Genomic DNA, 24,194 nt, shown 5'->3' on the forward strand with positions numbered 1-24,194 from the left:
TGTTCGCATCAAACGGCCCAACGGCCAAGCGCCCGGCTCAGTCGAACGGCGGCCCGGAATGGGAGACCCGGTGCTTGAAGACCTCCCCGTCCCGGATCTCGGCGGAGTACGTCGGCCTCGGCGAGATCGCGCGCCAGGCGTTCAGCACCTCCTCCGACTCCCAGTACTCGAAGATGTTCACCCGGCCCGGTTCCAGCGTGTCCGCCGAGATCACCACGTCGAGGCACCCGGGGTAGGCCCGCGCCTTCTCCACGATCACCTGGTGCCCGGCCACGTACCGGTCCCGTTCCTCCGGGTCGACGTACACCTTGCCCGCCACGATCACCGTCATCTCGAGATCCCTTCTTCCGATCGGTTCACCCCACCGACGAACGCGGACGGCGGGAACCGACACGGGCGCGGACGAAATCCGTCACCGATCGTCCCCCGGCGAAACACCAGATCGCGATCACCGGGTCGCAGATCGCGCAGCCGAACGACGAATCGTGCAGGAACGGGATGATCGGGGCGCCCTTGAGGTGGTGGACGACGTCCCAGCCGGTGTGCAGCAGCCAGGCGATGCCGATGAACGTCCAGGATTCGAGGCCGCGGTAAGCCACGTAGGTCACGACCGCGGCGAACGCGAACTCCCAGATCCCGAGGCCGCCGCCGCTCAGATAGGCGGCACCTGCCCCCGCGACCATGATCGCGTTGAAGCGGCGCCGGTGCGGTTCGTGGATCAGCGACATCAGCACGACGTAGACGAGACCGACGAGAATCGGCGCGATGATCATCATGGTTCGACGCTAGAACCGGCCGCGGCCCGCTCCCAGTGGCGTGAACGACGCCTTCCAACGGGATCTCGCCATCGGGCGGGTACGTTGCGCTCATGCACACCGTCGCGGTCCTCGCGCTGGACAAGGTGATCCCGTTCGACCTCTCGACGCCGATCGAGGTCTTCACCCGCACCCGGCTCGCCGACGGGAGCGCCGGCTACCGGCTGCTCGTCTGCGCCGAACGCCCGGACGTCGACGCCGGGCACTTCACCCTGCGCGCGCCGTGGGGACTGGAGGCGCTGCGCGAGGCCGACACGATCATCGTCCCCGGCACCTCGGACCCGGCAGCGCCGTTGACGGAATCCGTCCACGACGCGCTCACTTCGGCCGCCGCGAGGGGCACGCGGATCGCCTCGATCTGTTCCGGCACCTTCGTTCTCGCCGCCGCGGGCCTGCTCGACGGCCTTCGCGCCACCACGCACTGGGTCGCCGCCGAGGCGCTGGCCGCGGCGTATCCGGAGATCGATGTCGACCCGGACGTGCTCTATGTCGACAACGGGCAGATCCTGACCTCCGCGGGCGCCGCCGCCGGCCTGGATCTGTGCCTGCATCTGATCCGGCGGGACCACGGCTCCGCGATCGCGGCCGACGCCGCCCGCCTTTCGGTCATGGCGCTGGAACGCGAAGGCGGTCAGGCGCAGTTCATCGCGCTGCGGCATCCGCCCGCTCCCCGCGGCGCGGCGCTGGAACCGACTCTCCTGTGGATGCAGGAGAATCTCGCGCGCGAGCTCACCTTGGCCGACATCGCCGCGCGCGCCGGGATGAGCACGCGCACGCTGATCCGGCACTTCCGCGAGCAGACCGGGACGACGCCGCTGCAATGGCTGCACCGCGCGAGGGTCCGGCAGGCACAGCATCTGCTGGAGACCACTCAGCACGCCGTCGAACGGATCGGCGCCGAGGTCGGTTTCGGTTCGCCTACCGCGTTCCGTGACCGGTTCAAACGCACGACCGGCGTCAGCCCCGGCACCTATCGGCGCGCTTTCCGTTAAGCGGCGACGGCCAGGACGGTGTCCGACGCCCGCGCCCTGGCCTGTTCGGCGAATCGCTTCCGGGCGGCGACGACTCTGAGCCACCGTTCCGAGCGCTCGGCGTCGAGATCGAAGGTGGCACGGGCGAGCACTTCGGCGGCGCGTGCGGCGGAGTCGATCTCCGCGGCGGCGCCAAGGTAGTCGCCCGCGTCGATCAGCTTGTAGGCGTGACGCATCTCGGTCTACGCGGTCGAGTAGATGGCGTATGCGGCGAGGTTGTTCGCCAGCGGGCCCAGTGAATGCGACATCGGATTCTCCGTTCCTTCTCTTACCGACACGTCGAACGGGACCTCGCCGGTTCGACACGGCGAGCGGATTTTTTCCGAGGGTTGCGCCGAGTGGCCGCTTCACGACAGCCTGAAGCGCATGCCAGCCCGGGCGGCGTCGTTCCGCAGCGTCTTCGCGGTCGCCGGATTCCGCCGGATCTGGCTCGCTCATCTGCTCTCGGTCGCCGGCGACCAGCTGGCCAGGGTCGCGCTCACGGTGCTGGTGTTCGACCGGACGTCGTCGGCGGGGTGGGCCTCGGCGGCGTACGCGCTGACCTTCGTGCCCGATCTTCTCGGCGGCGCCCTGGGCGGCATCGCGGACCGGTTCTCGCGCCGCACCGTGATGGTGGTGACCGACGTCGGCCGCGCCGTCCTGATCGCGCTGATGGCGGTGCCCGGGCTCCCGCTGCCCGTCGCGGCCGCGCTGTTGTTCCTCGTGCAGCTCATGGCCGGGCCGTTCCACGCGGCCAGGCAGGCGATGCTGCCGGATCTGCTCGACCCGGACCGGCTGGTCGTCGGCCAGGCCGTCGTCTCGTCCACGTACCAGGCCGGGCTCGTGGTGGGCTTCGGCGCGGGCGCCGCCGTCGTCACCGGCCTCGGCGTGCCGGGCGCGCTGCTGATCGACGCGGGAACGTTCGCGCTGTCGGCGCTCATGCTCCACTTCGGCCTCGAACGATTCCCGCCCTCGGCACCCGCTCACCACGAACGTCCGTCCCTGATCGCGGGCTGCCGTCTGGTGGCGCGCGACCGCAAGCTGCGCTGGCTGCTGCTCATCGCCTGCTGCTGCGGTTTCTACGTCGTACCCGAGGGGCTCGCCGTCCCGGTCGCCGCCGAACTGGGCGGCGCGGGCGCGTTGCCGTGGCTGCTGGCCGCGAATCCGGTCGGTTCGGTGCTCGGCGGGATCCTGCTGAGCCGCGTCCCGCGCGAACGGCAGATCCGGGTGCTGGGCGCGCTGGCGGTGGCGAGCAGCCTGGTGCTGATCCCGACCGGCTGGGCTCCGGGCCTGGTCACGATCGTCGTGCTGTGGACGATCTCGGGAGTGTTCTCCGCGCACGACATGATCACGCAGACGCAGTACAGTCTCGCCGCGCCGCCCGCCCATCGCGGTCAGGTGATCGGGGTCGCGATCGCCGCGTTGCGGGCGGCTCAGGCGGCGGGGATCGCGGCCGCCGGGCTGCTGGCCCAGGTCGTCGCGCCGACCACCGTGGTCACCGTCGCGGCGGGCGCGGGAGTCGTGGTCGCCGCTGTCGCCGGGGCAGGCTGGTCACGGGCGGTGTCGTGGCCCCCCCGCCCCCCGCCCGCCGCGGCCCTGAGATGGGGCCTCTCGGCGGGACGACACCCGTTGGCGAGCACGGTTCCTGACACATCACGTCCAGTTGTTGTCACGACGGGTCGTCCAGTTGTTGTCACGCACTACGTTCACCTCCCTTCGCGAAGCCGCGCGCTCGTGGGCGAGATCACTCACGTCCAGTTGTTGTCCCGCATGTCGTTCACCTCCCTCGAAATAGCGATCTACCCGGCAAAACACTCACCAGTTGTTGTCCTGCATCGGTGCACCTCCCTCGTTTCGGTTGGGCTGTCCGGGGGAATTCGTGGCCGCCCGTCTTATCGTCGGAGACAACGCGGTCGTCGCCGTCCCGGTTCGATTACGGTGTAGATCACCGACGGAAGAGGGTGCGTGGACGGACGACTCGGCGGCGCGCGGCGGCGGCTCAGGGCCTGGCACCTGTGGAGCCTGCCGCGACCTGTGCGCTCCTACGTCCTGGTCGTGAATCTCATCGCAGTCCTCTCGACCGCCGCCACGGCCCGGCTGGTCCCGGTGACCGGTACCGACCTGGTGCGGTTCGGCGTCTTGGCGCTGTGCGCGGCCATCGCGATCGAGGGCACCCGGCAGATCGAACGCCAACGGGAGTACGACAGGGCCCCGTCGGTCGCCTACGTCGACACCAAGGCGGTGTGGAGCGTCGCCGCCGTCATCGCGCTGCCGCCGGTGCTCGCCGCCGCGATGGTCGTGGTGACCTACACCATCGCATGGCTGCGGATCTGGCCACACCAACGGCCGGTTCTCCCCCATCGGTGGATCTTCTCCGCCGCGACGGTGCTCTGCGGCACGCAGGCCGCCGTCCTCGTGCTCAACCTCGGCATGCGCCACTACCCCGGCCCGCCCGACTCCGGGCTGCTCACCGGGCTGGGCGACCTCGCCGTCGTCATCGTCGCCGCGGCCCTGCGGTGGGCGATCAACACCGCGCTGGTGATGATCGCGATCGCGCTTTCGTCGCCGCCGAAGTCGATCAGCGAACTGTTCTCCGGGTTCGGCGACCAGATCCTCGAGGCGGGCGCGCTCGGCCTCGGCCTCGTGACGGCCGTCGTCCTCGTCCAGGCCAACCCGCTCGTGCTGGTCGGGGTCGTCATCGCGCTGGTCGCGCTGCACCGCGGGCTGCTGCTGACGCAATATCGGCGCGACGCGCACACCGACGCCACCACCGGTCTCGTCACGAAACGGCGATGGCGTCAGCTGGCCGAAGAACAGCTCGGCCGGACGCGCGCCGGCCGGAAACTCGGCGTGCTGTTCCTCGACCTCGACAATTTCAAGACGATCAACGACACCTACGGCCATCCCAACGGCGACCTCGTCCTGCGCGCGGTCGGCGACGCGTTGCGCGCCGAGATCCGGGAGCAGGACGTCTGCGGGCGGTGGGGCGGCGAGGAGTTCGCCATCGTCATCCCGGACATCCACGGCGAGGAGACGCTGCTCCAGGTGGCCGAACGGATCCGGCACCAGGTGGCGGTGGTGTCGGTCGCGCTGCCCGATCGCGACACCGTGCTGACCGATCTGACGGTGTCGATCGGCGGGGCGCTGTATCCGGCGGCCAACATCACCAGCGTCGACGACCTTCTCGTCGCCACCGACATGGCGCTCTACCGCGCGAAACAAGGCGGCCGCAACAGGGTCGAACTGGCACCGCCCGCGCAGTAGGCTTCGCGTCGTCTGGGGAGGCGCGATGGAGCGATTCGCTCGGGGTCCGGTCGGTCTGGTGGTCGCGATCCAGGTTCTGGTGCTGACCCTGTTGTCCGGCCGGTACGGCTTCCATCGCGACGAGCTGTACTTCCTCGCCGCGGGCAAACGGCTCGACTGGGGTTATGTCGATCAGCCGTCGCTGACGCCCTTGCTCGCGCGGGTCTCCACCGACGTCTTCGGTGCCACTCCCGCGGGTCTGCGCGTGGTCGCGACGTTGTGCGCCGCCGCGACGGTGATCCTGCTGGCGCTGGTCGCGCGCGAGCTCGGTGGTGGGCGCGGCGCGCAGGTCCTCACCGCCGTGATGACCGCCCTGGCCGCGTTCGTCGTGGTCGACGGGCATATGCTCTCGACCGCCACCGTCGACATGCTGGTCTGGAGCGCGCTGGGCCTGGTGACCCTGCGCCTGTTCCGCACCGGCGACGGGCGATGGTGGCTCGCGGTCGGCGCGGTCGTCGGCATCGGGCTGGAGGGCAAGTGGCTCGTCCTGCTGATGGTCGCCTCGATCGGCCTGGCGGTACTCGCCGTCGGTCCGCGGGCGGTCTTCCGCACCGCCTGGCTCCCCGCCGGGATTTTGCTCGCGTTTCTACTGGCGGCACCGGGCCTGATCTGGCAGGCGGCGCACGATTTCCCTTTGCTGACCGTGGCTTCCGGTATCAGCGAGGACGACGGCGCGGAGAACCGGATCCTGTTCGTGCCGATGCAGTTGCTCTATCTCTCTCCCGTGGCGGTGCCGGTCTGGATCGCCGGCGGACTCAGGCTGTGGCGCGATCCTGACCTTCGCTGGGCCCGCTCCCTGGCGCTGGCCTATCCGGTGCTGTGCGTGATTTTGCTGGTGCTGGGCGGAAAACCGTACTACTCGGCGCCGTTCCTGTTACTGCTCGCGGCCGCCGGTGCCAACCCCTGCCTGCGCTGGCTCGGCCGGACTTGGCGCCGCGCCCTGGCTGTCTTCCTGGCTCTCGTGGGTGCGGCCGTGTCGCTCGTCGTCGGACTGCCACTGCTGCCGGAGCCCGCGCTGGCGCCGGTCCTGGCGGTGAACAAGGAGCAAGGCGAGCAGGTGGGGTGGCCGGAGCTGGCTTCTACGGTCACCCGGGTCTGGGAACGGATCCCGGCGGAGCAGCGCTCGACCGCGGTGATCTTCACGCGGAATTACGGGCAGGCGGGGGCTTTGGAGCACTACGGGCTTCCGTCGGTGTACTCGGGGCATATGTCCTATGCGGACTGGGGCCCTCCTCCTGCTGACGCTGTCGGCCCGGTGGTCGTCGTGGGGCCGTACCTTCCGGCGTGGTTCACCGGATGTCGCGAGGCGGCCGTGCACGACAACGGGCTGGGAGTGGAGAACGAGGAGCAAGGAGTGCGGATTTCCTTGTGTGCGGGGACTTCGCGGCCTTGGCCTGCGCTGTGGGGCGAATTGCGGCACTACTACTGATCGGGCTACCTGTTCCTGTAGAACCGGAATTGTCGGTGGTCGGTTGTAGTTTCGGTGTGTGGATACACGCGACGCCGTTGTGGCGGTACTCAAGGAAATCACGTCGGCTGATCTGCTGCGGGAGGTCAATGCGGCGTTGGATGTGTTGGAGGGTGAGGATGCTGTGGCTGCCGCGGTTGCCGCGTCGGAGGGGATCGCGCGGTTGGAGNCCGAAAAACGACCACGGTTGCCCGCAGGGCTGATTTCGTTGCCGGAACCCGGCCACCGAGCCAAGGACTGCGCACCCTGTGATGGCGTTTCGCGACCTGCGGCTGCGCCCGTCCTACAGCTAGCGCCCGGCGCCTATCGCCGAAAACGACCACATCGCCCAGCCCTGCGACCATCGCCAGAAACCGGCCACGAAACCAGAGACCGCGCACACCACGTGATGACGCCTCAAGGCCACGCCCGCAATACGGCTACCACCCAGCCATGCACCTGACGCCGTCGCCAGAAACCGACCACACCGCCCAGCCCTGGGATCGTTGCCGGAATCCGGCTACAGAGCCAGAGCCGGCGCACCACGCGGTGGTGTCTCGCAGTCTGTGACTGGGCCCGCGATACAGCCGGCTTCCGTCGCCGAAAAACGGCCACGGTCTGAAACCGTTGCCAGAATCCGGCCAAAGACCGAAGCACCACTCGATGACGGCTCACACCTCGCCGCCACGCCCGTCACACAGCCAACCTCCGGCCGTCGCCGGAAAACGACCACCGCAATGTCGCACTCAGAGCAACCACCGTTGCCGAAATACGGCCATAGCTCGATCGAGGACACAACACACCTGTCGCCAAGATTCCGGACACGCGACAACCAACACCGCCGTACCCCAACAGCCGCCACCCCGACCAGCCGCCCCAAGAAACGACCACGAACCGACCAAGACACCCCAGAGCGCCGGCCACGACCCGCCGGAACATCCCCGATGAAACCGGCGTGAACACCGGATGACACCTCGCGAACCCGGCTACCAAGCCCGACCCCCAGTTGTCCACTTCATCACGTCATCAGCCCCCTCTACTAGGTGTTCCAGGACACTTTTTGGCGGGTTCCTACAACACCCGGCCCTCGGCATGCGTCACCGACGACATTCTCGTACCGGCCGGTAAGAGGCAGGCTGTTGGCAGGAACAGAAGACTGTCCCGCGCGTGATCCGGCGGGGCGGTGTCGCGCACTTGGGAGGCTCAGTCGGTGTTCAGTCGTGTCGCCATCGTCAACCGCGGAGAAGCCGCGATGCGGCTCATCCACGCCGTCCGCGAGCTTTCGGCGGAGACCGGACGGCGGATCGAGACCGTCGCGCTCTTCACGGACGCGGACCGGTCGGCGACGTTCGTGCGGGAAGCCGACATCAGCTACAACCTCGGCCCCGCGTCGGCGCGTCCGTATCTGGATTTCGCCGTGCTGGAGCGGGCGTTGACCGAGACCGGGGCCGACGCGGCCTGGGTCGGCTGGGGGTTCGTGGCCGAGGATCCGGCCTTCGCCGAGCTGTGTGAGCGGCTGGGCGTCACCTTCATCGGCCCGAGCGCGGACGCCATGCGCAAGCTCGGCGACAAGATCGGCGCGAAGCTGATCGCCGAAGAGGTCGGCGTCCCGGTCGCCCCGTGGAGCCGCGGCGCCGTCGCGGACCTCGACGCCGCCATCAAGGCCGCCGACGAGATCGGCTACCCGCTGATGCTCAAGGCGACCGCGGGCGGCGGCGGGCGCGGTATCCGCGTCATCACCTCCCCCGACGAGCTCGAGGACGCCTACGAGCGCACCAGCCTGGAGGCCGAGCGCGCCTTCGGCAGCGGCGTCGTCTTCCTGGAGCGCCTGGTCACCGGCGCCCGGCACGTCGAGGTCCAGGTCATCGCCGACGGCCAGGGCACCGCGTGGGCGCTCGGCGTCCGCGACTGTTCGGTGCAGCGCCGCAACCAGAAGATCATCGAGGAGTCCGCCTCCCCGGTGCTGGCACCCGAGCAGGCCGACGAGCTGAAGCGGTCCGCCGAGCGGCTCGCGCTCGCGGTCGGCTACCGCGGCGCCGGCACGGTCGAGTTCCTCTACCACCCCGGCGACAAGCTGTTCGCGTTCCTCGAGGTCAACACCCGCCTGCAGGTCGAGCACCCGATCACCGAGCTGACCACCGGCATGGACCTGGTCAAGGCCCAGTTGCACGTCGCTTCCGGCGGCAAGCTCGACGGCGTCCAGCCCGCCGAGTTCGGGCACGCCGTCGAGGCGCGGCTCAACGCCGAGGACCCGGACCGCGACTTCGCGCCGTCGCCCGGCCGCATCGCGCGCCTGGACCTGCCCGCCGGCCCGGGTATCCGGGTCGACACGGGAGTCAGCGAAGGCGACACGATCCCGGCCGACTTCGACTCGATGATCGCGAAGATCATCGCCTACGGCCGCGACCGTGACGAGGCGCTCGGCCGTCTGCGCCGCGCAATGGCCCAGACCACGGTCATCATCGAGGGCGGCGCGACCAACAAGAGCTTCGTCCTCGATCTGCTCGACCAGCCCGAGGTGATCGACGGCAGCGCCGACACCGGCTGGATCGACCGCGTCCGCGGCGAAGGCAAGCTCGTCACCCACCGCCACTCGGCGATCGCGCTCGCGGCCGCCGCGATCGAGGCGTACGAGGACGAGGAAGCCGTTGAACGCCAACGGCTGCTCTCCACCGCGCACGGCGGCCGCCCGCAGGTCCAGCACGAGAGCGGCCGTCCGCTCGACCTCAAACTGCGCGGCGCCGCGTACCGCGTGAGCGTCGCCAGGATCGGCCACCGCCGGTTCCGCGTCGGCGTCTCGGCGGGCGGCGGCGACATCCACCCCGCCGACGTCGAGGTCGACCGGTTCGACGAGCACACCGGCCAGATCACCGTCAACGGCACCCGGTTCCGCCTGGTCACCGGCACGCACGGGCCGATCCACCTGGTCGAGGTCGACGGCGTCACCCACCGGATCAGCCGGGACGAGGGCGGCGTCGTCCGCTCCCCGGCGCCCGCGCTCGTCGTCGCGACCCCGCTGGAGGTCGGCGCGGAGGTCGAGGCGGGCGCGCCCGTGCTGGTGCTGGAGAGCATGAAGATGGAGACGGTGCTCCGCGCGCCGTTCCGCGCGAAGCTGCGCGAGTGCGTCGTCTCGGTCGGCAGCCAGGTCGAGACCGGCGCTCCCCTGCTGCGGCTCGAGCCGCTGGCGGAGGAAGGCGCCGAGGTCGCCGAAGACACCGGCAGTGTCGAGATCGAACTGCCCGCGGAACCGGACGACACCTCGGCCGCGCAGCGGGTCACCCGCGGCCAGCAGGATCTGCGCAGTCTCCTGCTCGGCTTCGACGTGGACCCGCACGACGAGCGCCGCACGCTCAGCACGTACCTCGCCGCCCGCTCCGAGCTCGAGAGCAACGGCGACCGCCCGCTGGAGGGCGAGGTCGAGCTGCTGACCGTGTTCGCGGACCTCTCCGAGCTGATGCGCAACAAGCCGGCGCGCGAAGACACCAAGACCGACACGCGGGTGCACAGCTCCCGCGAGTTCTTCCACACCTATCTGCAGAGCCTCGACGTCGAACGCGCCGGGCTGTCGGAGTCGTTCCAGAACAAGCTCAAGAAGGTGCTGTCGCACTACGGCATCGACGACCTGGAGCGCACGCCGGAACTGGAAGAGGCGGTCTTCCGCATCTTCCTCGCCCAGCAGCGGACCTCGTCCGACGTCGCGGTCGTCACCGCGCTGCTGCGGCAGTGGCTCACCGAGCCGCAGCCGTTCGAGTCGATGCGCGAGCCGGCGGGCAAGGCGCTGGAGGCGCTCATCGCCGCCACACAGCTCCGGTTCCCGGTGGTCGGCGACCTGGCGCGCAGCGTCGTGTTCCGCTGGTTCGCCCAGCCGCTGCTCCGCCGCACTCGCGCCGAGGTGTACAGCGAGGTCCGTAAGCATCTGCGTCACCTCGACCTGCACCCGGATTCGCCGGACCGCGCCGAGCGGATCGCGAGCATGCTGGCCAGCGCGCAGCCGCTGGTCCGCCTGCTCGGGCAGCGGATCGGCCGCCCCGGCACCGATCACACCCCGCTGCTGGAAGTGCTGAGCCGCCGCTACTACGGCAACCGCGCGCTCACCGGTGTCCAGCAGGTCACCGTCGGCGGCTGCACGTTCGTCACCGGTGACTACACCGACGACAACGAGCGGTTCCACATGGCCACCACCGCCGTCGACCGCGCCGGGCTCCCCGGGGCGATCAAGGCGGTCGCCGATCTCGCCGCGAAGCTGCCCGCCGACACCGACGTCGAGGCGGACCTCTACCTGACCTGGGACGACGAGTCCGCCGACGACGACACGATGGCGGCAGGCCTGCGCGAGGTCCTCACGGCCGAGTCGCTGCCGAGCCGCATCCGGCGGATCACCACCACCGTCGCCGGGCACGGCGGCGCGGTGATGCACCACCACTTCACCTTCCGCCCGTCCTCGACCGGGTTCAGCGAAGAGCGGCTGATCCGCGGCCTCCACCCGCTGATCGCCCAGCGGATGCAGCTGCAGCGCCTGGCGAACTTCGACCTCACCCGGCTGCCGTCGGGCGACGAGGACGTCTACCTGTTCAAGTGCGTCTCGCCGATGAATCCGTCGGACCAGCGGCTGGTCGCGCTCGCCCAGGTCCGCGACCTGACCCCGTTGCGGGACAACGACGGCAAGCTGCTGGCGCTGCCCGCGGTCGAAGGCACGCTGGCGGGTTGCCTCGACGCGATCCGCGAGGTGCAGGCGAAGCTTCCGCCGAGGAAACGCTTCGACACCAACCGGATCATGCTGTACGTGTGGCCGACCAGCGAGCTCACCGGCGAGGAGCTGGACACCGTCGCCCAGCGTGTGCAGCCGTCCACGGCGGGCGCGGGTCTCGAAGAGGTCCAGTTCCTCGGCAGGCAGCGCGACCGCGCGACCGGTGAGGTCAAAGAGGTCGCCGTGCGGATCGGCTACGACGTCAGCGGCGGCGTGCAGATGTCGCTGTCCGAGCCCACCACCGAGCCGATCCTGCCGCTCGACGACTACCGCCAGAACGTCCTGCGCGCCCGTCGCCGCGACACGGTGTACCCGTACGAGCTGACCGAGATGCTCGGCTCGTTCACCGAGTACGACATGGACGACACGAACACCCTCGTCCCGGTCGACCGGAAGAAGGGCCGCAACAAGGCGGCGATCGTCGCCGGCGTGGTCACCACGCCGACCGAACGGCACCCGGAGGGCGTCAAGCGCGTGGTGCTGCTCGGCGACCCGACGAAGGCGCTCGGCGCGCTCTCGGAGCCGGAATGCTCCCGGGTGATCGCGGCGCTGGACCTCGCCGAGCGGCTGCGGGTCCCGCTGGAGTGGTACGCGCTCTCGGCGGGGGCCCGGATCTCGATGGAGTCCGGTACCGAGAACATGGACTGGGTCGCGGCCGCCCTGAAGCGGATCGTGCACTTCACCCAGAACGGCGGCGAGATCAACATCGTCGTCGCCGGGATCAACGTCGGCGCCCAGCCGTACTGGAACGCCGAAGCGACGATGCTCATGCACACCAAGGGAATCCTGGTGATGACGCCGGATTCCGCGATGGTGCTGACCGGCAAGCAGTCGCTCGACTTCTCCGGTGGCGTGTCGGCGGAGGACAACTTCGGCATCGGCGGCTACGACCGCGTGATGGGCCCGAACGGCCAGGCGCAGTACTGGGCGCCGAACCTCGCCGCGGCGCGTGACGTGCTGATGTCGCACTACGACCACACCTACGTGGCGCCGGGCGAGCCCGGCCCCCGCAAGGCGGTCACGAACGACCCGATCGACCGGGACATCTCGTCGTTCCCGCACGCGGCCGTCGACAGCGATTTCACCACGGTGGGCCAGATCTTCTCGCGGGAGGCCAACCCGGACCGCAAGAAGCCGTTCGACATCCGCACCGTGATGCGCGCGCTGTCGGACCAGGACCACCCGGTGCTGGAACGCTGGCCGGGCATGGCGGACGCGGAGACCGCGGCCGTGCAGGACGTGCACCTCGGCGGGCGGCCGGTCTGCCTGCTCGGGATCGAGTCGCGTTCGGTGCCGCGCCGCGGCTTCCCGCCCACCGACGGCCCGGACACCTACACCGCGGGCACGCTGTTCCCGCGGTCGTCGAAGAAGGCGGCGCGGGCGATCAACGCGGCCAGCGGCAACCGGCCGCTGGTGGTGCTGGCGAACCTGTCCGGCTTCGACGGTTCGCCGGAGTCGATGCGGAAGCTCCAGCTGGAGTACGGCGCGGAGATCGGCCGGGCGATCGTCAACTTCGAGGGCCCGATCGTGTTCACCGTGATCTCGCGGTACCACGGCGGCGCGTTCGTGGTCTTCTCGAAGGCGCTGAACCCGAACATGACGGTGCTGGCGCTGGAAGGCTCGTTCGCCTCGGTGCTCGGCGGCGCGCCCGCCGCGGCGGTCGTGTTCGCGGGTGAGGTCAACGCGCGGACGGCGGCGGATCCGCGGGTGCGGTCGCTGACGGAGAAGCTCAGCGGGGCGACCGGTGCCGAACGCGCCGCGCTGGCGGCGGAACTGGCGGAACTCCAGTCGTCGGTGCGGTCCGAGAAGCTGGGCGCGGTCGCGGCCGAGTTCGACGGCGTGCACAGCATCGAGCGTGCGGTGAAGGTCGGTTCGGTGGACGCGATCATCAGCGCCGCCGAGATGCGGCCGCGCATCATCGAGGCGATCGAGCAGGGCTTGGCCAAGCAGCAGTAGCCCCTCACGTGCCATGAAGGTCCTTTCCTTGCGAATTTCGCAAGGAAAGGACCTTCATGGCGTTACGGAGGGGTTAGCGCGGTGGGTCGGGCGGCAGTTCCCCGAAGTCCTCCGGCGCGATCTTGTCCAGTGCCTCCCGGAACTCCTCGACCGCCCGTTCCTGCGCGACCGGATCCGACGGCACCGCGGGCAGTTCCGCGTCCGGCCCGGAACCGACGATCTCGACCCGTACGGAGGCGACCTCCAGTACCGCGTCGGCCACCTCGATCCCGACGCCGGCGCGCAAGCCGATGGCGACCGCGTCGCTCGGCCGCGCCGAGACGCGGATACCGGAATCGAGTACCAGGTCGGCGAAGAAGATGCCGTCCCGCAGCGCGGTGACCTGCACGCCGGTGACCCGGTGCCCGAACGACTCGACCACCTGGCCGATCAGTTCGATCGTGCCCGGCCGCGGCAGCCGGATCTGCTCCTGCGCGAGCGCCACCGCGCTCGCTTCGGGGCCGCCGATAGTGATCGCCAGCCAGCGGCGTTCGCCCTCCCGCTCCCGCAGCAACATCACCGGTGCCGCTTCCGGGGCCAGGACTGCCATCCCTTCGACATCCATGGGGATCATGCGCGGTACCTCATTCCCTCGCCTCAGGCGGTGTCGTCGTCCTTCAATGCCTTGTCCGCCAACACTTCCGACGGCGTGGCCTGGTCACGACGCTGGAACGGCGTCGTATGCCCCTCGGCGCGCAGCCTGGGGATCATGTGGGGGTAGTGGAGTTCGAACGCCGGGCGTTCGGACCGGATCCTCGGGAGATCGAGGAAGTTGTGCCGGGGTGGCGGACAGGTCGTCGCCCATTCCAGGGAATTCCCGTGTCCCCACGGATCGTCCACTTCGACGACCTCCCCGAACCGGTAGCTGCGGACGACGTTCCACAGGAACGGCAGCACCGAAGCGCCGAGCAGGAAGGAACCGATCGTGGAGATCGTGTGCAGCAAGGTGAAACCGTCGGTGCTCAGGTAGTCGGCGTAGCGGCGCGGCATCCCTTCGTTACCGAGCCAGTGCTGCACGAGGAACGTCGTGTGGAAGCCGATGAACGTGGTCCAGAAATGGAGCTTCGCGAGCCGCTCGTCGAGCATCCGCCCGGTCATCTTGGGGAACCAGAAGTAGATCCCGGCGAAGGTGGCGAACACGATGGTGCCGAACAGCACGTAGTGGAAATGCGCCACCACGAAATAGCTGTCGTGGATGTGGAAGTCCAGCGGCGGCGCGGCCAGGATGATCCCGGTCAGCCCGCCGAGCAGGAACGTCACCATGAACCCGATCGACCACAGCATCGGTGACTCGAAGGTGAGCTGCCCCTTCCACATGGTGCCGATCCAGTTGAAGAACTTGATCCCGGTCGGCACCGCGATGAGGAAGGTCATGATGGAGAAGAACGGCAACAGCACCGCGCCGGTGGCGAACATGTGGTGCGCCCACACGGCGAAGGACAGCGCGGTGATCGCGATCGTCGCGAACACCATGAGCTTGTAACCGAANGCCGATCCAGTTGAAGAACTTGATCCCGGTCGGCACCGCGATGAGGAAGGTCATGATGGAGAAGAACGGCAACAGCACCGCGCCGGTGGCGAACATGTGGTGCGCCCACACGGCGAAGGACAGCGCGGTGATCGCGATCGTCGCGAACACCATGAGCTTGTAACCGAAGAGCGGTTTCCGGCTGAACACCGGGACGATCTCGGTGATGATGCCGAAATACGGCAACGCGACGATGTACACCTCGGGATGGCCGAAGAACCAGAACAGGTGCTGGAACAGGATCGCCCCGCCGTTGGCCGGATCGAAGACGTGCGCGCCCAGCCGCCGGTCGGCCATCAGCCCGAACAGGGCCGCGGTGAGGATCGGGAAGACCGCCAGGATCAGGATCGTGGTGAACAGGATGTTCCAGGTGAACAGCGGCAACCGCCACATGGTCATCCCTGGCGCGCGCAGGCAGAGGATGGTGGTGACCATGTTGACCGCGCCGAGGATCGTCCCGAGCCCGGAGACGATCAGGCCCATGATCACCAGATCGGCGCCGACGCCCGGGGTGTGCGCGGCGTTGGACAGCGGCGTGTACATCGTCCACCCGAAGTCGGGCGCCCCGCTCGGCGTGAGGAACGCGCTGAGCGTCATCAGCCCGCCGAAGAGATACAGCCAGTAGGAGAACGCGTTCAGCCTCGGGAAGGCGACGTCCGGTGACCCGATCTGCAGCGGCAGGATGTAGTTCGCGAAGGCGAAGAGGTTCGGTGTCGCGTACAGCAGCAGCATGATGAGGCCGTGCATGGTGAACAGCTGGTTGTACTGCTCCTGGGAGAGGAACTGCATGCCCGGCCTGCCCAGTTCGCCGCGCATCAGCAGCGCCATGAACCCGCCGACGAGGAAGAACCCGAACGAGGTGCTCAGGTAGAGCACGCCGATCGTCTTGTGGTCGGTGGTGCGAACGATGTTGAGGAACACGCTGCCCTTGGGCGCCCGGCGCCGTCCGCCGAATCGGACGGCCTCCGGTCGGGGCGATGTCTTCACCGCGGTCATGACGACTCCCAGCACGAGGACGCACCTTCTGAAAGCTGGTACCCCTCCAGGAGAGCCCCTACACGTGGGATTTTTCAAGAGGCTGAAGGGCTAGTCCCGGCAGGAGCCCGAACGCCGGATCGGCCCCGTCGGCCCACAAGGCCGTGGCGACTCGCAGTAGTCGCGGGAGCCCCGGACGATGCGCCGGATGCGCGGCGACGACGAGGTGCTCACGGTCGTGCAGGGTGTTCCCGATCAGCGAGCCGAGCTGCCCGGCGCCCATCTGCACGAACGCGCGGAACCCGGCCGCGTACATGTTCTCGACGAGGCCGCGGAACCGCACCGGCTCCAGCAGATGCCGCACGAACAGGTCACGTACGTCCCCGGCCGACGCCGGGTAGGGCCTGCCCGTCGTGGCCGACCAGACCACGAGTTTCGCCGGACGCGGAGGATGACGCTCGGCGGCCTCGCGGATCGGGCCGAGACACGGTGCGAGCATCGGGGTGTGGAACGCGGGCCGGGCCGGCAGCACATGAGAGATCACGCCGTCGGCACGGAATCCGCGCACGAAGCCGTCGACGGCTCCCGCGGACCCGCAGATCATCGTCTGGTGTGGCGCGTTATCTTGGGAGATGACCACTTCGGACTGTCCTTTGAGGACTTCGGCGACCGTGGACGCCGCCGCGCCGATCACCGCGAAGGCCAGCCCCGGCGCCTTGAGCGCGTCCGGGTCGAAACCCGCCCGGAACGTGCCCACCTCGGTGTCGGCGTGGATGCCGGCGATGGCCATGGCGGTCCACTCCCCCAGACTGTGCCCGGCGAGCGCGTCCGGGGTGACGCGCAGACGGCGCAAGGCCGTGTCGAGCAGCCTGCCCAGCCGGACGTCGTCGGCATGCGTCTCGCAGGTGTTCTCCGGCCCAGGAAAGACGAAGGCGAGTTTGCCACCTCCCGCGCCGAGCAGCGGTTCCGGAACGAACCAGAGGTCGTTGCGGCCGCGCCACGGTCTGCCCTTCGCGACCACTTTCCTGGCCAGGTTCAGTCGTTTGGGCGTCGGGTCGACGAGGCTGAGGCGGATCCGGCCGCGGCCGATGTCGCCGGTGCGCGGAAGGTCGTCGCGGTCGAGCAGGCACCCCATCTCGGCGACGGTCGGCGCGGACAGGCGGAGGACGCTGACGTCCTTTCCCACGGGAAGCCTCCGAAACACGGAAGAGTGAATTGATGACCGAGCGTACTTAAACGCAGACGCGGCGGCACGTCAATACTCGGCAGTACGGTTTCCGGGCACAGGAACCGAATGGCGGAACGCGGGCCCGCGAACCGCGAAGATCGACGCGTTTCCGCCGTGAGAAAGTGTCGAAGGTCCCATGTTTTCCCTCGACAGCAGGGAAGGGCAGTTCGAACCGCTCCCATCGGACCACCGGGAATGGTGGTCCGTACCTATTTCCGGAAATCGACGGCGATTCGCCCTATCGCCGGTAGCACGCCGATGACGGATTCGGTATCACGCGAAGAGAACGTGAAAGGGTTCAGCGGGCTTTCGCATTCCGGACCGCGATGCTCAGCAGTTCCGCGGCCGGGCCGGCGAGCCGCCGCCCGGCGGGCCACACCGCGCGCAGTTCCCGGCCGAAGTCGACGCCGTCCACCGGGACCGGGACGAGCCTGCCTTCGGCGACGTCCCGGACGATGGCGAGTTCGCTGATCACCGCCGGACCGGCGCCCGCGATCACGGCGTTGCCGACCGCGGAGGCGGACCCGAGTTCCAGCAACGGTTTCGCCGGGCCGACACCGGCCTTGCGCAACGCGGCGTCCACGGTCTCCCTGGTCCCGGAACCCGGTTCGCGGACCACGAGCGGCGTGATCGCCAGTTCGGCCGCGGTCACGGGCCGGCGCTTGCGCGTCCACGGATGACCCGCCGGCACGACGAGGACCAGGTGATCGGTGGCCACCCGCCGGGACGAAAGGCCGGGCAGCGAACCGGGCGACTCGACGAACCCGAGGTCGACCTTGCCCTCCCGCGCCAGTTCGGCGGCCTGGTCGGAGTTGGTGACCTCCAGGCCGAGGTAGAGCCCGGGGTCGCCGCGTTTGAGCTCGCCGATCCACCCGGGCACGAGGTACTCGGCCAGTGTCATGCTCGCGGCGACCCGCAGATGCGCCTCGTGCTGGGTGCGCAGGGCTTCGGCGCCGTCGAGCAGACCGTCGAGTTCGGACAGCACGCGGTGCGCCCAGCCGGCGATGACCCGGCCGTCGGGGGTGAGCGCGGAGCCGCGCCGCGTGCGGTCGACCAGCACCAGCCCCAGCCTTCGCTCGACTGTGGACAGTCGTTTGCTCGCCGACGGCTGCGCGATCCCGAGGCTGGCCGCGGCCTGGCCGATACTGCCGAGCTCGTCCACGAGCACCAGCAGCCGCAGGGAGTCCAGATCGGGTGTGGTCATAGCCCAAGTGTATGACCTACCCCTGTCATTCCCGGCTACCGAGGTCGCCCGGTCCGGGCGAGGCTCGAACCATGAGCACCACGCACGCGAGACCGACGAAGCCCTACCTGACCGCCTTCGCGATCACCGGCGCCGGAGTGGCCGCCGCGTACCTGGTCGGCACCGCATTCCCGGTCGTCAGCGCGCTCACCATCGCCGTCGTGCTCGGTATCGCCGCCGGTTCGCTGCCTTCGCTGTCCGATGGGACCCGGAAGGCCATCGCCGGGATCACCAAGAAGCTGCTTCGCGCCGGTGTCGTGCTGCTCGGTCTGCAACTCTCGCTCCCGGCCGTCCTGGCGCTGGGCCCCGGGACCCTGATCGCCGTCGTGCTCACCGTCGGGATCACGTTCCTCGGCACGATCGGTCTCGGCAGGCTCCTCGGCGTGCCCCGCGGACTGGGGATCCTGGTCGCGACCGGTTTCTCGATCTGCGGCGCGTCCGCCATCGCCGCCATGGAAGGCGTCGTGAAACGCGAGGACTCGGACGTCGCGACCGCGGTCGCCCTGGTCACCTTCTACGGCGGGCTCGCCATCGCCGCGGTCCCGCTGATCGGTGGCTGGCTGCGGCTCGACGCGGCCCGGATCGGCGAATGGGCGGGCCTCAGCGTGCACGAGGTCGCGCAGGTCGTCGCCGCGGCCACCCCAGCCGGAAGCGCCGCCATCGCGGTCGCGATCGTGATCAAGCTCAGCCGGGTGGTCCTGCTGGCCCCGATGGTCGCCGCGGTCGGCGTGCACGAACGGCACCGGCCCGCCGACGGCAAGCGGCCGCCGCTGGTCCCGCTGTTCGTCCTCGGTTTCCTGGCCATGGCCGCCCTGCGCAGCACCGGGATCGTGCCGGGTTTCGCGCTCGACGTCGCGAAGATCGCCTGCACCCTGCTGCTGGCCGGGGCACTGTTCGGGCTGGGCTGCGCGGTCCGGATCGGCAAACTCGTCCGCACCGGGGGCCGCGCCCTGCTGCTCGGCCTGCTCTCGACCCTGCTGGTCGGGACCACCGCGCTGGTCACACTGACCGTGCTCGGCTGAGGACGGCGGCCGCGAGCAGCGCGACCACGCCTCCGGCGACCATCACGGCCGGGACGGAGACCGTGTCGACGACCAGCCCGCCGAGCAGCGCGCCCGCGGAAAGCGTCGCTTGGAACGACGAGGTGAACAGCACCGACGCCGCTTCGGGCGCCTGCGGAGCCGCTCTGGCGAACCACGTTCCCGAGCAGACGGGGACGGCGCCGTAGGCGAAACCCCAGAGCACCAGCAGCGCGAGCGCGCCCGCTTTCGTGTCGCCGAGAAACGGCAACGCGCACGTCACGGCGCCGATCAGACCCGCCGCGGCGAGGAAGGTCAGCCGGAGGTCACGGGCGATCGCCGCGCCCGCGACGAAGTTGCCGGCGATCCCGGCGGTGCCGTAGACGAACAGGAAGACGGTGATCAGTTCCGGGCTCACCTGCGTCACCTGGCGCAGGAGCGGCGTGACGTAGGTGTAGGTCCCGAAATGGGCGAGCACGACCAGCACCGTGACGAGCAGGCCGAGCCGGGTCGCCCGCTCGCGGGTCATCCCGCGCAGGACGCCGAGCCGGGTCGCGTCCGCAGACGGCAGCGGAGGCAACGCGAGCGCCAGCGCGGCGAGGACACCGACCGTGAAGACGGCCATCACGGCGAAAGCCGCCCGCCAGCCGAAAAGCTCGCCGAGGAACGTTCCCGCCGGCACCGCGAGAACCGAGCCGAGCGGGACCGCGGAGAAGATCACCGCGGTAGCCCTGCCCGCCTGCCGAGGGCCGACGAGCCGCTCGGCGAGGCCGGAGCCGATCGCCCAGAAGGCGCCGATCACCAGCCCGACCAGCACTCGCGAGACCAACATCGCCCAGTAGGCCGGCGCGGTCGCCGCGAGCACGTCGGCCGAGGCCAGCACCACCATCAGCGCGCACAGCAGGATCCGGCGATCCAGCCGTCCGGCGGCGACGGTGACGGCCGGGGCCGCGAGCGCGGCGAGGAAGCCCGGCAGGGTCATGGTCAGGCCCGCCGTCCCCGGCGTGATCCGGAAGTCCGCGCCGATCGGGGTCAGGAGGCCGATCGGCAGGATTTCCGTGGTGACGAGGGAGAAGATCCCGAGCGTCACCGCGAGGACGGCGAGCCATCCCTTCAGCGGGGTCCGCGCGGAGGTGTCGAGGGTCGAAGCGGTCATGTGCTTCAGCCCATCACCACGCGGGCACCGCGGTCTGGCGGATTCGCGACGTCGATCTAGCTACGCGACCGCTGGGTCACGACGATGCAGGCGACGACGATCAGCGCGGTCACCGGCGCGGCGGCCGGGAGGTGCTCGCCGAGCAGCAGGACCGCCCAGACCAGGGTGAGCAGCGGCTGGGCGAGCTGCAGCTGGCTCGCCCGCGCGACCCCGATCTCGGCCATTCCCCGGTACCAGGCGAAAAAACCGCCGAACTGCGAAATGAGCGCGACGTACAGCAGGCCGACGATCCCCTCGCCGGTGATGTGCAGCGGTTCGGTCGCGAGCCCGAAGACGGCGAACGCGCCGGTCACCGGCAGCGCCATCACCAGCGCCCACGCGATCACGTGCCAGCCGGCCATCTCCCTCGCCAGCCTGCCGCCCTCGGCGTACCCGAACGCGCACAGCACGAGCGCGCCGAACAGGAACAGGTCCGCTGTGGACAGTCCGCCGCCGCTCTGCGCGACGGTGAACACGACGACGGCGCTCGCGCCGACCGCCGCGGCCAGCCAGAACCGGCGGGACGGCCGGTTCCCGGTCAGCTTCGAGGAGATGACGGCGGTGGCCAGCGGCAGCAGCCCGATCACCACCGCGGAATGCGCGGTCGACGACGTCGTCAGCGCCAGCGTGGTGAGGATCGGGAACGCGAGGACACAGCCGAGGGAGACCACGGCCAGGCCCCGCCACTGGTCGCGCCTCGGCAACGGGACCCGGAAGACACGCAGACAGGTGCCGGCGACCAGCGCGGCCAGGACGCTGCGCAGCCCGGTGGCGGTCCACGGGTCGAAACCCTTGAGCGCCCACACGGTGGCGGGGAACGTGAACGAGAAGGCGAGGACACCCAGCGCCGCCAGCGCGGTCCCGGAGCGGACCGCTACTGCCCGGTCCGCGATAGCGCTATCATCCAGTCTCATGTCCGATGGTAGCAGCGTCACCAGCCTGGTCATACAGCTGCGATCCACTTTGGAGCGCTATCCGATCGACGGAAAGCTCCCGTCGAGCCGGGAGCTGGTCCGGGAGCTGAAGGTGAGCCCGGTGACGGTGTCGCGCGCCATCGCAGCGCTGGCCGCCGAAGGACTGGTGATCACCCGGCCCGGTGCCGGCGTCTTCCGCGCCCCGCCGCCCCGCGAGGTGGCGGTGACCGGTGACGTGTCGTGGCAGGAGGTGGCGCTGAGCTCGCAGTCCGGCACCCGCGCGATCGACGCGAGCGGCGTGCTCACCGCGCTGAGCGATCCACCTTCGGGCGTCATCGACCTCAACGGCGGCTACACGCATCCGAGCCTCCAGCCGGAACGCGAACTCGCCGCGGCGTCCGCCCGCGCCGGACGCCGCCCCGGCGCGTGGACACGGCCGCCGATCTGCGGCCTGCCCGAACTGCGGGCCTGGTTCGCCCGCGACATCGGCAGCCCGGTGAACGTCGAGAACGTGCTGGTCACCTCGGGCGGGCAGAGCGCGCTGACCACGGCGTTGCGCGCGCTCGGCGCTCCCGGCGCGCCGGTGCTGGTGGAATCCCCGACCTATCCGGGGATGCTCGCCATCGCGCGGGCGTCGGGGCTGCGGCCGGTCCCGGTGCCGATCGACCGCGACGGCGTCCGGCCCGAACTGCTCGCGGACGCCTTCCGCGACACGGGCGCCCGGCTGTTCGTCTGCCAGCCCGCGTTCCAGAACCCGACCGGCGCGGTGCTGTGCGCCGAACGCCGCGCCGAGGTCCTCCGGATCGCCCGTGACGCGGGTGCTTTCGTCATCGAGGACGATTTCGCCCGGCTGATGGCGCATCCCGGCAGCCCGGCTCCCCCGCCGCCGCTCGTGGCCGACGACCCCGACGGCGTTGTGGTGCACATCCGCTCGCTCACGAAACCGGCGTCACCGAGCCTGCGGATCAGCGCGCTGGCCGCGCGCGGCCCGGCACTGGAACGGCTGCGCGGGCTCCACGCCGTCGAGAGCTTCTTCGTGCCGCGCCCGCTGCAGGAGACCGCGCTCGAACTGGTGAGTTCTCCCGCCTGGGGCCGCCACCTGCGAACCCTCGCGGCCTCGTTGCGGGAACGCCGCGACGTCGCCGTCTCGGCGCTGCGGGAGTTCCTGCCCGCCTGGACGGCCGTCCCGGTCCCGACCGGGGGTTACCACCTGTGGCAGCCGCTCCCCGGTTTCGTCGACGAAGTAGCGCTGACCAGCGCCGCTTTCCGCGCCGGAGTAGCGGTCACCCCCGGCAGGATGTACTTCGCGGCGGAGGCTCCGGGGCCTTATCTGCGCCTGAGCTACGTCAGCGCCGCGACCGGCGCGCAGCTACGCGAGGGCGTCCAGCGCCTTTCCCAGGCGTACCAGGAGATCCCCGGCTGATGTCTCGTACGATCGCGCACGGAGGCGACGAAAAGGCATGACACAGCCGGCGGCGGAGCCGCACGATCCACCCGGCAGGCTCTGGGAGCTGCTCGACGACGGCCAGCGCAAGGCGCTGCGTGCCGGGGCCGAACTGCGGCGGTACCCGGCGGGCACGGTGATCATCCGCGAGGGCGACCGGTCGGACTGGGTGCTGATCCTGATGACCGGGCGGGTCAAGATCACCTCGGTGTCCACCGGCGGCTACGACGCCGTGCTGGCCGTCCGGGATCCGGGCGACATCATCGGCGAGATGGCGTCGATGGACGGCAGCCTGCGTTCGGCCACGGCGATCGCCGTCGAGCCGGTCACCGGCCTGTGGCTGTCCTCGCGCGCGTTCAACGCCGTGCTCCGCGAGCATCCCGGCATCTCCGTGGTCCTGCTCCGGATCATCACCTCCCGCCTGCGCTACGCGAACTCGCGCCGCACCGAATTCGGGGACAGCACCGCCGCCGAACGCATCGCGGCGATCCTGGTCGACCTGGCGGAGCGGTACGGCGTGCCCGTCGCCGACGGCACCCTGATCGCCCTGCGGATCAGCCAGCGCGACCTGGCCGGGCTCGCGTCCGCGTCGCGGGAAGCCGTCGCGCGGACCCTGCGGACCCTGCGCGCCGACGGGCTGCTCAGCACCGGCCGCCAGCGGCTGGTCGTGCGGAGCGTGAACGACCTCAGGCAGCTGGCACCCGACGACCGCTGAGCCGCCATGGCAGGCCGAAATGCCGTGCCACGCGCGCTCCGGTGGCCAGGAACAGTTTCCGCACACGCGGCTCGTTCTCCGGATCGAAGTCCGGTGTGGACTCGATCAGCGACGCGAGTTCGCGGACGAGCCCGGCCGCGGACTTCCCCGGCACCAGCAGCACCCGCACCGGCGCGAGGCTGCGCACCGCGGGCGGTGGCGCGACGAGGTCGACCCGGGTACGGACCAGGCCGGTCAGTCTCAGCAGCCGGAGAACGGCGCCCGTCACCGCCCAGGCCACCAGTTCCGCCACGAGGACGGGCGACAGGATCAGCGCCACCCCGGCGGCCTGCCCGACGGCGATCCCCAGCATCAGCCAGTCCCCGAAGTCCAGGCGTTCCTCCTTCGCGGACCTGCCGCGGTGCCGGGTGAACGACACTTCGCGGTAGCGCTCGCTTTCGGTGACGATCGCGAGCGGGCGGATCCGGCGCAACCAGGGCGCGAACCGGCGCACGATCAGCCACTCCCCGCCTTCGGCGTCGGTCACTCGCATCGCGTTTCCCCTCGTCGGTGTGCGGTACTCCGACGAAGCGCCGGCCGATGTCGTTCCCCCGGGCCGGCGACCGCCGGTGGGTCC

Annotated in this window: 17 protein-coding genes and 1 pseudogene; 8 read left to right on the top strand and 10 right to left on the bottom strand. The window is 70.0% G+C overall.

Features of this window, described 5'->3' with window-relative positions; translation table 11 throughout:
• Positions 1-37: 37 nt before the first annotated feature.
• Positions 38-331, bottom strand: coding sequence for a putative quinol monooxygenase (locus ACXIZN_RS17455; RefSeq protein WP_457955680.1), 294 nt, complete (start codon positions 329-331; stop codon positions 38-40).
• Between the two features lie 25 nt (positions 332-356).
• On the bottom strand, positions 357-776 hold the full coding sequence (locus ACXIZN_RS17460; RefSeq protein ID WP_034319495.1) for a DUF6010 family protein: 420 nt from the start codon (positions 774-776) through the stop codon (positions 357-359).
• A gap of 92 nt (positions 777-868) precedes the next feature.
• Between ACXIZN_RS17460 and ACXIZN_RS17465 the strand changes: the two genes are divergently transcribed.
• Positions 869-1,807, top strand: a complete 939-nt coding sequence (locus tag ACXIZN_RS17465; protein WP_457955682.1) for a GlxA family transcriptional regulator — start codon at positions 869-871, stop codon at positions 1,805-1,807.
• On the opposite strand, the gene ACXIZN_RS17470 is transcribed toward ACXIZN_RS17465, so the two are convergent.
• Entirely contained in the window at positions 1,804-2,022 is a 219-nt protein-coding gene (locus ACXIZN_RS17470; RefSeq protein ID WP_457955683.1) for a hypothetical protein, read from the bottom strand. The two genes, ACXIZN_RS17465 and ACXIZN_RS17470, sit on opposite strands and share 4 nt — an antisense overlap.
• Positions 2,023-2,212: 190 nt before the next feature.
• Here ACXIZN_RS17470 and ACXIZN_RS17475 point away from each other — a divergent pair, with 190 nt between their 5' ends.
• From ACXIZN_RS17475 to ACXIZN_RS17490, 4 genes are all read left to right on the top strand, one after another.
• Positions 2,213-3,769 carry an MFS transporter gene (locus ACXIZN_RS17475; RefSeq protein ID WP_457955684.1) on the top strand — a complete coding sequence of 519 codons (1,557 nt, stop codon included), beginning with the start codon at positions 2,213-2,215 and terminating at the stop codon, positions 3,767-3,769.
• 21 nt (positions 3,770-3,790) lie between these two features.
• Positions 3,791-5,089: a diguanylate cyclase gene (locus ACXIZN_RS17480; RefSeq protein ID WP_457955685.1), complete on the top strand. Its 1,299-nt coding sequence runs from the start codon at positions 3,791-3,793 to the stop codon at positions 5,087-5,089.
• A gap of 25 nt (positions 5,090-5,114) precedes the next feature.
• On the top strand, positions 5,115-6,557 hold the full coding sequence (locus ACXIZN_RS17485) for a glycosyltransferase family 39 protein (protein ID WP_457955686.1): 1,443 nt from the start codon (positions 5,115-5,117) through the stop codon (positions 6,555-6,557).
• A gap of 1,228 nt (positions 6,558-7,785) precedes the next feature.
• Entirely contained in the window at positions 7,786-13,278 is a 5,493-nt protein-coding gene (locus tag ACXIZN_RS17490) for an ATP-binding protein (RefSeq protein WP_457955687.1), read from the top strand.
• Positions 13,279-13,351: 73 nt separating this feature from the next.
• Here ACXIZN_RS17490 and ACXIZN_RS17495 read toward each other — a convergent pair whose 3' ends face one another.
• The 4 genes and pseudogenes from ACXIZN_RS17495 to ACXIZN_RS17510 form a co-directional block, all read right to left on the bottom strand.
• Positions 13,352-13,891, bottom strand: a complete 540-nt coding sequence (locus ACXIZN_RS17495) for a bifunctional nuclease family protein (protein WP_457955689.1) — start codon at positions 13,889-13,891, stop codon at positions 13,352-13,354.
• Between the two features lie 53 nt (positions 13,892-13,944).
• Positions 13,945-15,841 (bottom strand): annotated as a pseudogene (locus tag ACXIZN_RS17500) (cytochrome c oxidase subunit I); the annotation flags it as partial.
• A 58-nt stretch (positions 15,842-15,899) separates the two neighbouring features.
• On the bottom strand, positions 15,900-17,006 hold the full coding sequence (locus ACXIZN_RS17505) for an acyltransferase domain-containing protein (protein ID WP_457955690.1): 1,107 nt from the start codon (positions 17,004-17,006) through the stop codon (positions 15,900-15,902).
• Between the two features lie 340 nt (positions 17,007-17,346).
• A complete protein-coding gene (locus ACXIZN_RS17510; RefSeq protein ID WP_410649596.1) occupies positions 17,347-18,252 on the bottom strand; it encodes a LysR family transcriptional regulator in 906 nt (301 codons plus the stop codon).
• Positions 18,253-18,323: 71 nt separating this feature from the next.
• Here ACXIZN_RS17510 and ACXIZN_RS17515 point away from each other — a divergent pair, with 71 nt between their 5' ends.
• On the top strand, positions 18,324-19,313 hold the full coding sequence (locus tag ACXIZN_RS17515; protein ID WP_457955691.1) for a YeiH family protein: 990 nt from the start codon (positions 18,324-18,326) through the stop codon (positions 19,311-19,313).
• Here ACXIZN_RS17515 and ACXIZN_RS17520 read toward each other — a convergent pair.
• Positions 19,291-20,466, bottom strand: a complete 1,176-nt coding sequence (locus tag ACXIZN_RS17520; RefSeq protein WP_457955693.1) for an MFS transporter — start codon at positions 20,464-20,466, stop codon at positions 19,291-19,293. The genes ACXIZN_RS17515 and ACXIZN_RS17520 overlap by 23 nt on opposite strands.
• Positions 20,467-20,522: 56 nt before the next feature.
• The gene (locus tag ACXIZN_RS17525) at positions 20,523-21,419 is read right to left on the bottom strand and encodes a DMT family transporter (RefSeq protein ID WP_126735858.1); all 897 of its coding nucleotides are present in this window, start codon (positions 21,417-21,419) and stop codon (positions 20,523-20,525) included.
• Here ACXIZN_RS17525 and ACXIZN_RS17530 point away from each other — a divergent pair.
• Both ACXIZN_RS17530 and ACXIZN_RS17535 read left to right on the top strand, forming a co-directional pair.
• Positions 21,418-22,842: an aminotransferase-like domain-containing protein gene (locus ACXIZN_RS17530; protein ID WP_457955694.1), complete on the top strand. Its 1,425-nt coding sequence runs from the start codon at positions 21,418-21,420 to the stop codon at positions 22,840-22,842. The genes ACXIZN_RS17525 and ACXIZN_RS17530 overlap by 2 nt on opposite strands.
• A 37-nt stretch (positions 22,843-22,879) precedes the next feature.
• Positions 22,880-23,578, top strand: coding sequence for a Crp/Fnr family transcriptional regulator (locus ACXIZN_RS17535; RefSeq protein WP_457955696.1), 699 nt, complete (start codon positions 22,880-22,882; stop codon positions 23,576-23,578).
• Here the strand turns inward: ACXIZN_RS17535 and ACXIZN_RS17540 are convergent.
• Complete coding sequence (locus ACXIZN_RS17540) at positions 23,550-24,110, bottom strand: hypothetical protein (RefSeq protein WP_457955697.1); 561 nt, start codon at positions 24,108-24,110, stop codon at positions 23,550-23,552. The two genes, ACXIZN_RS17535 and ACXIZN_RS17540, sit on opposite strands and share 29 nt — an antisense overlap.
• Positions 24,111-24,194 lie beyond the last annotated feature (84 nt).

The organism is Amycolatopsis sp. TRM77291 (assembly GCF_054166285.1).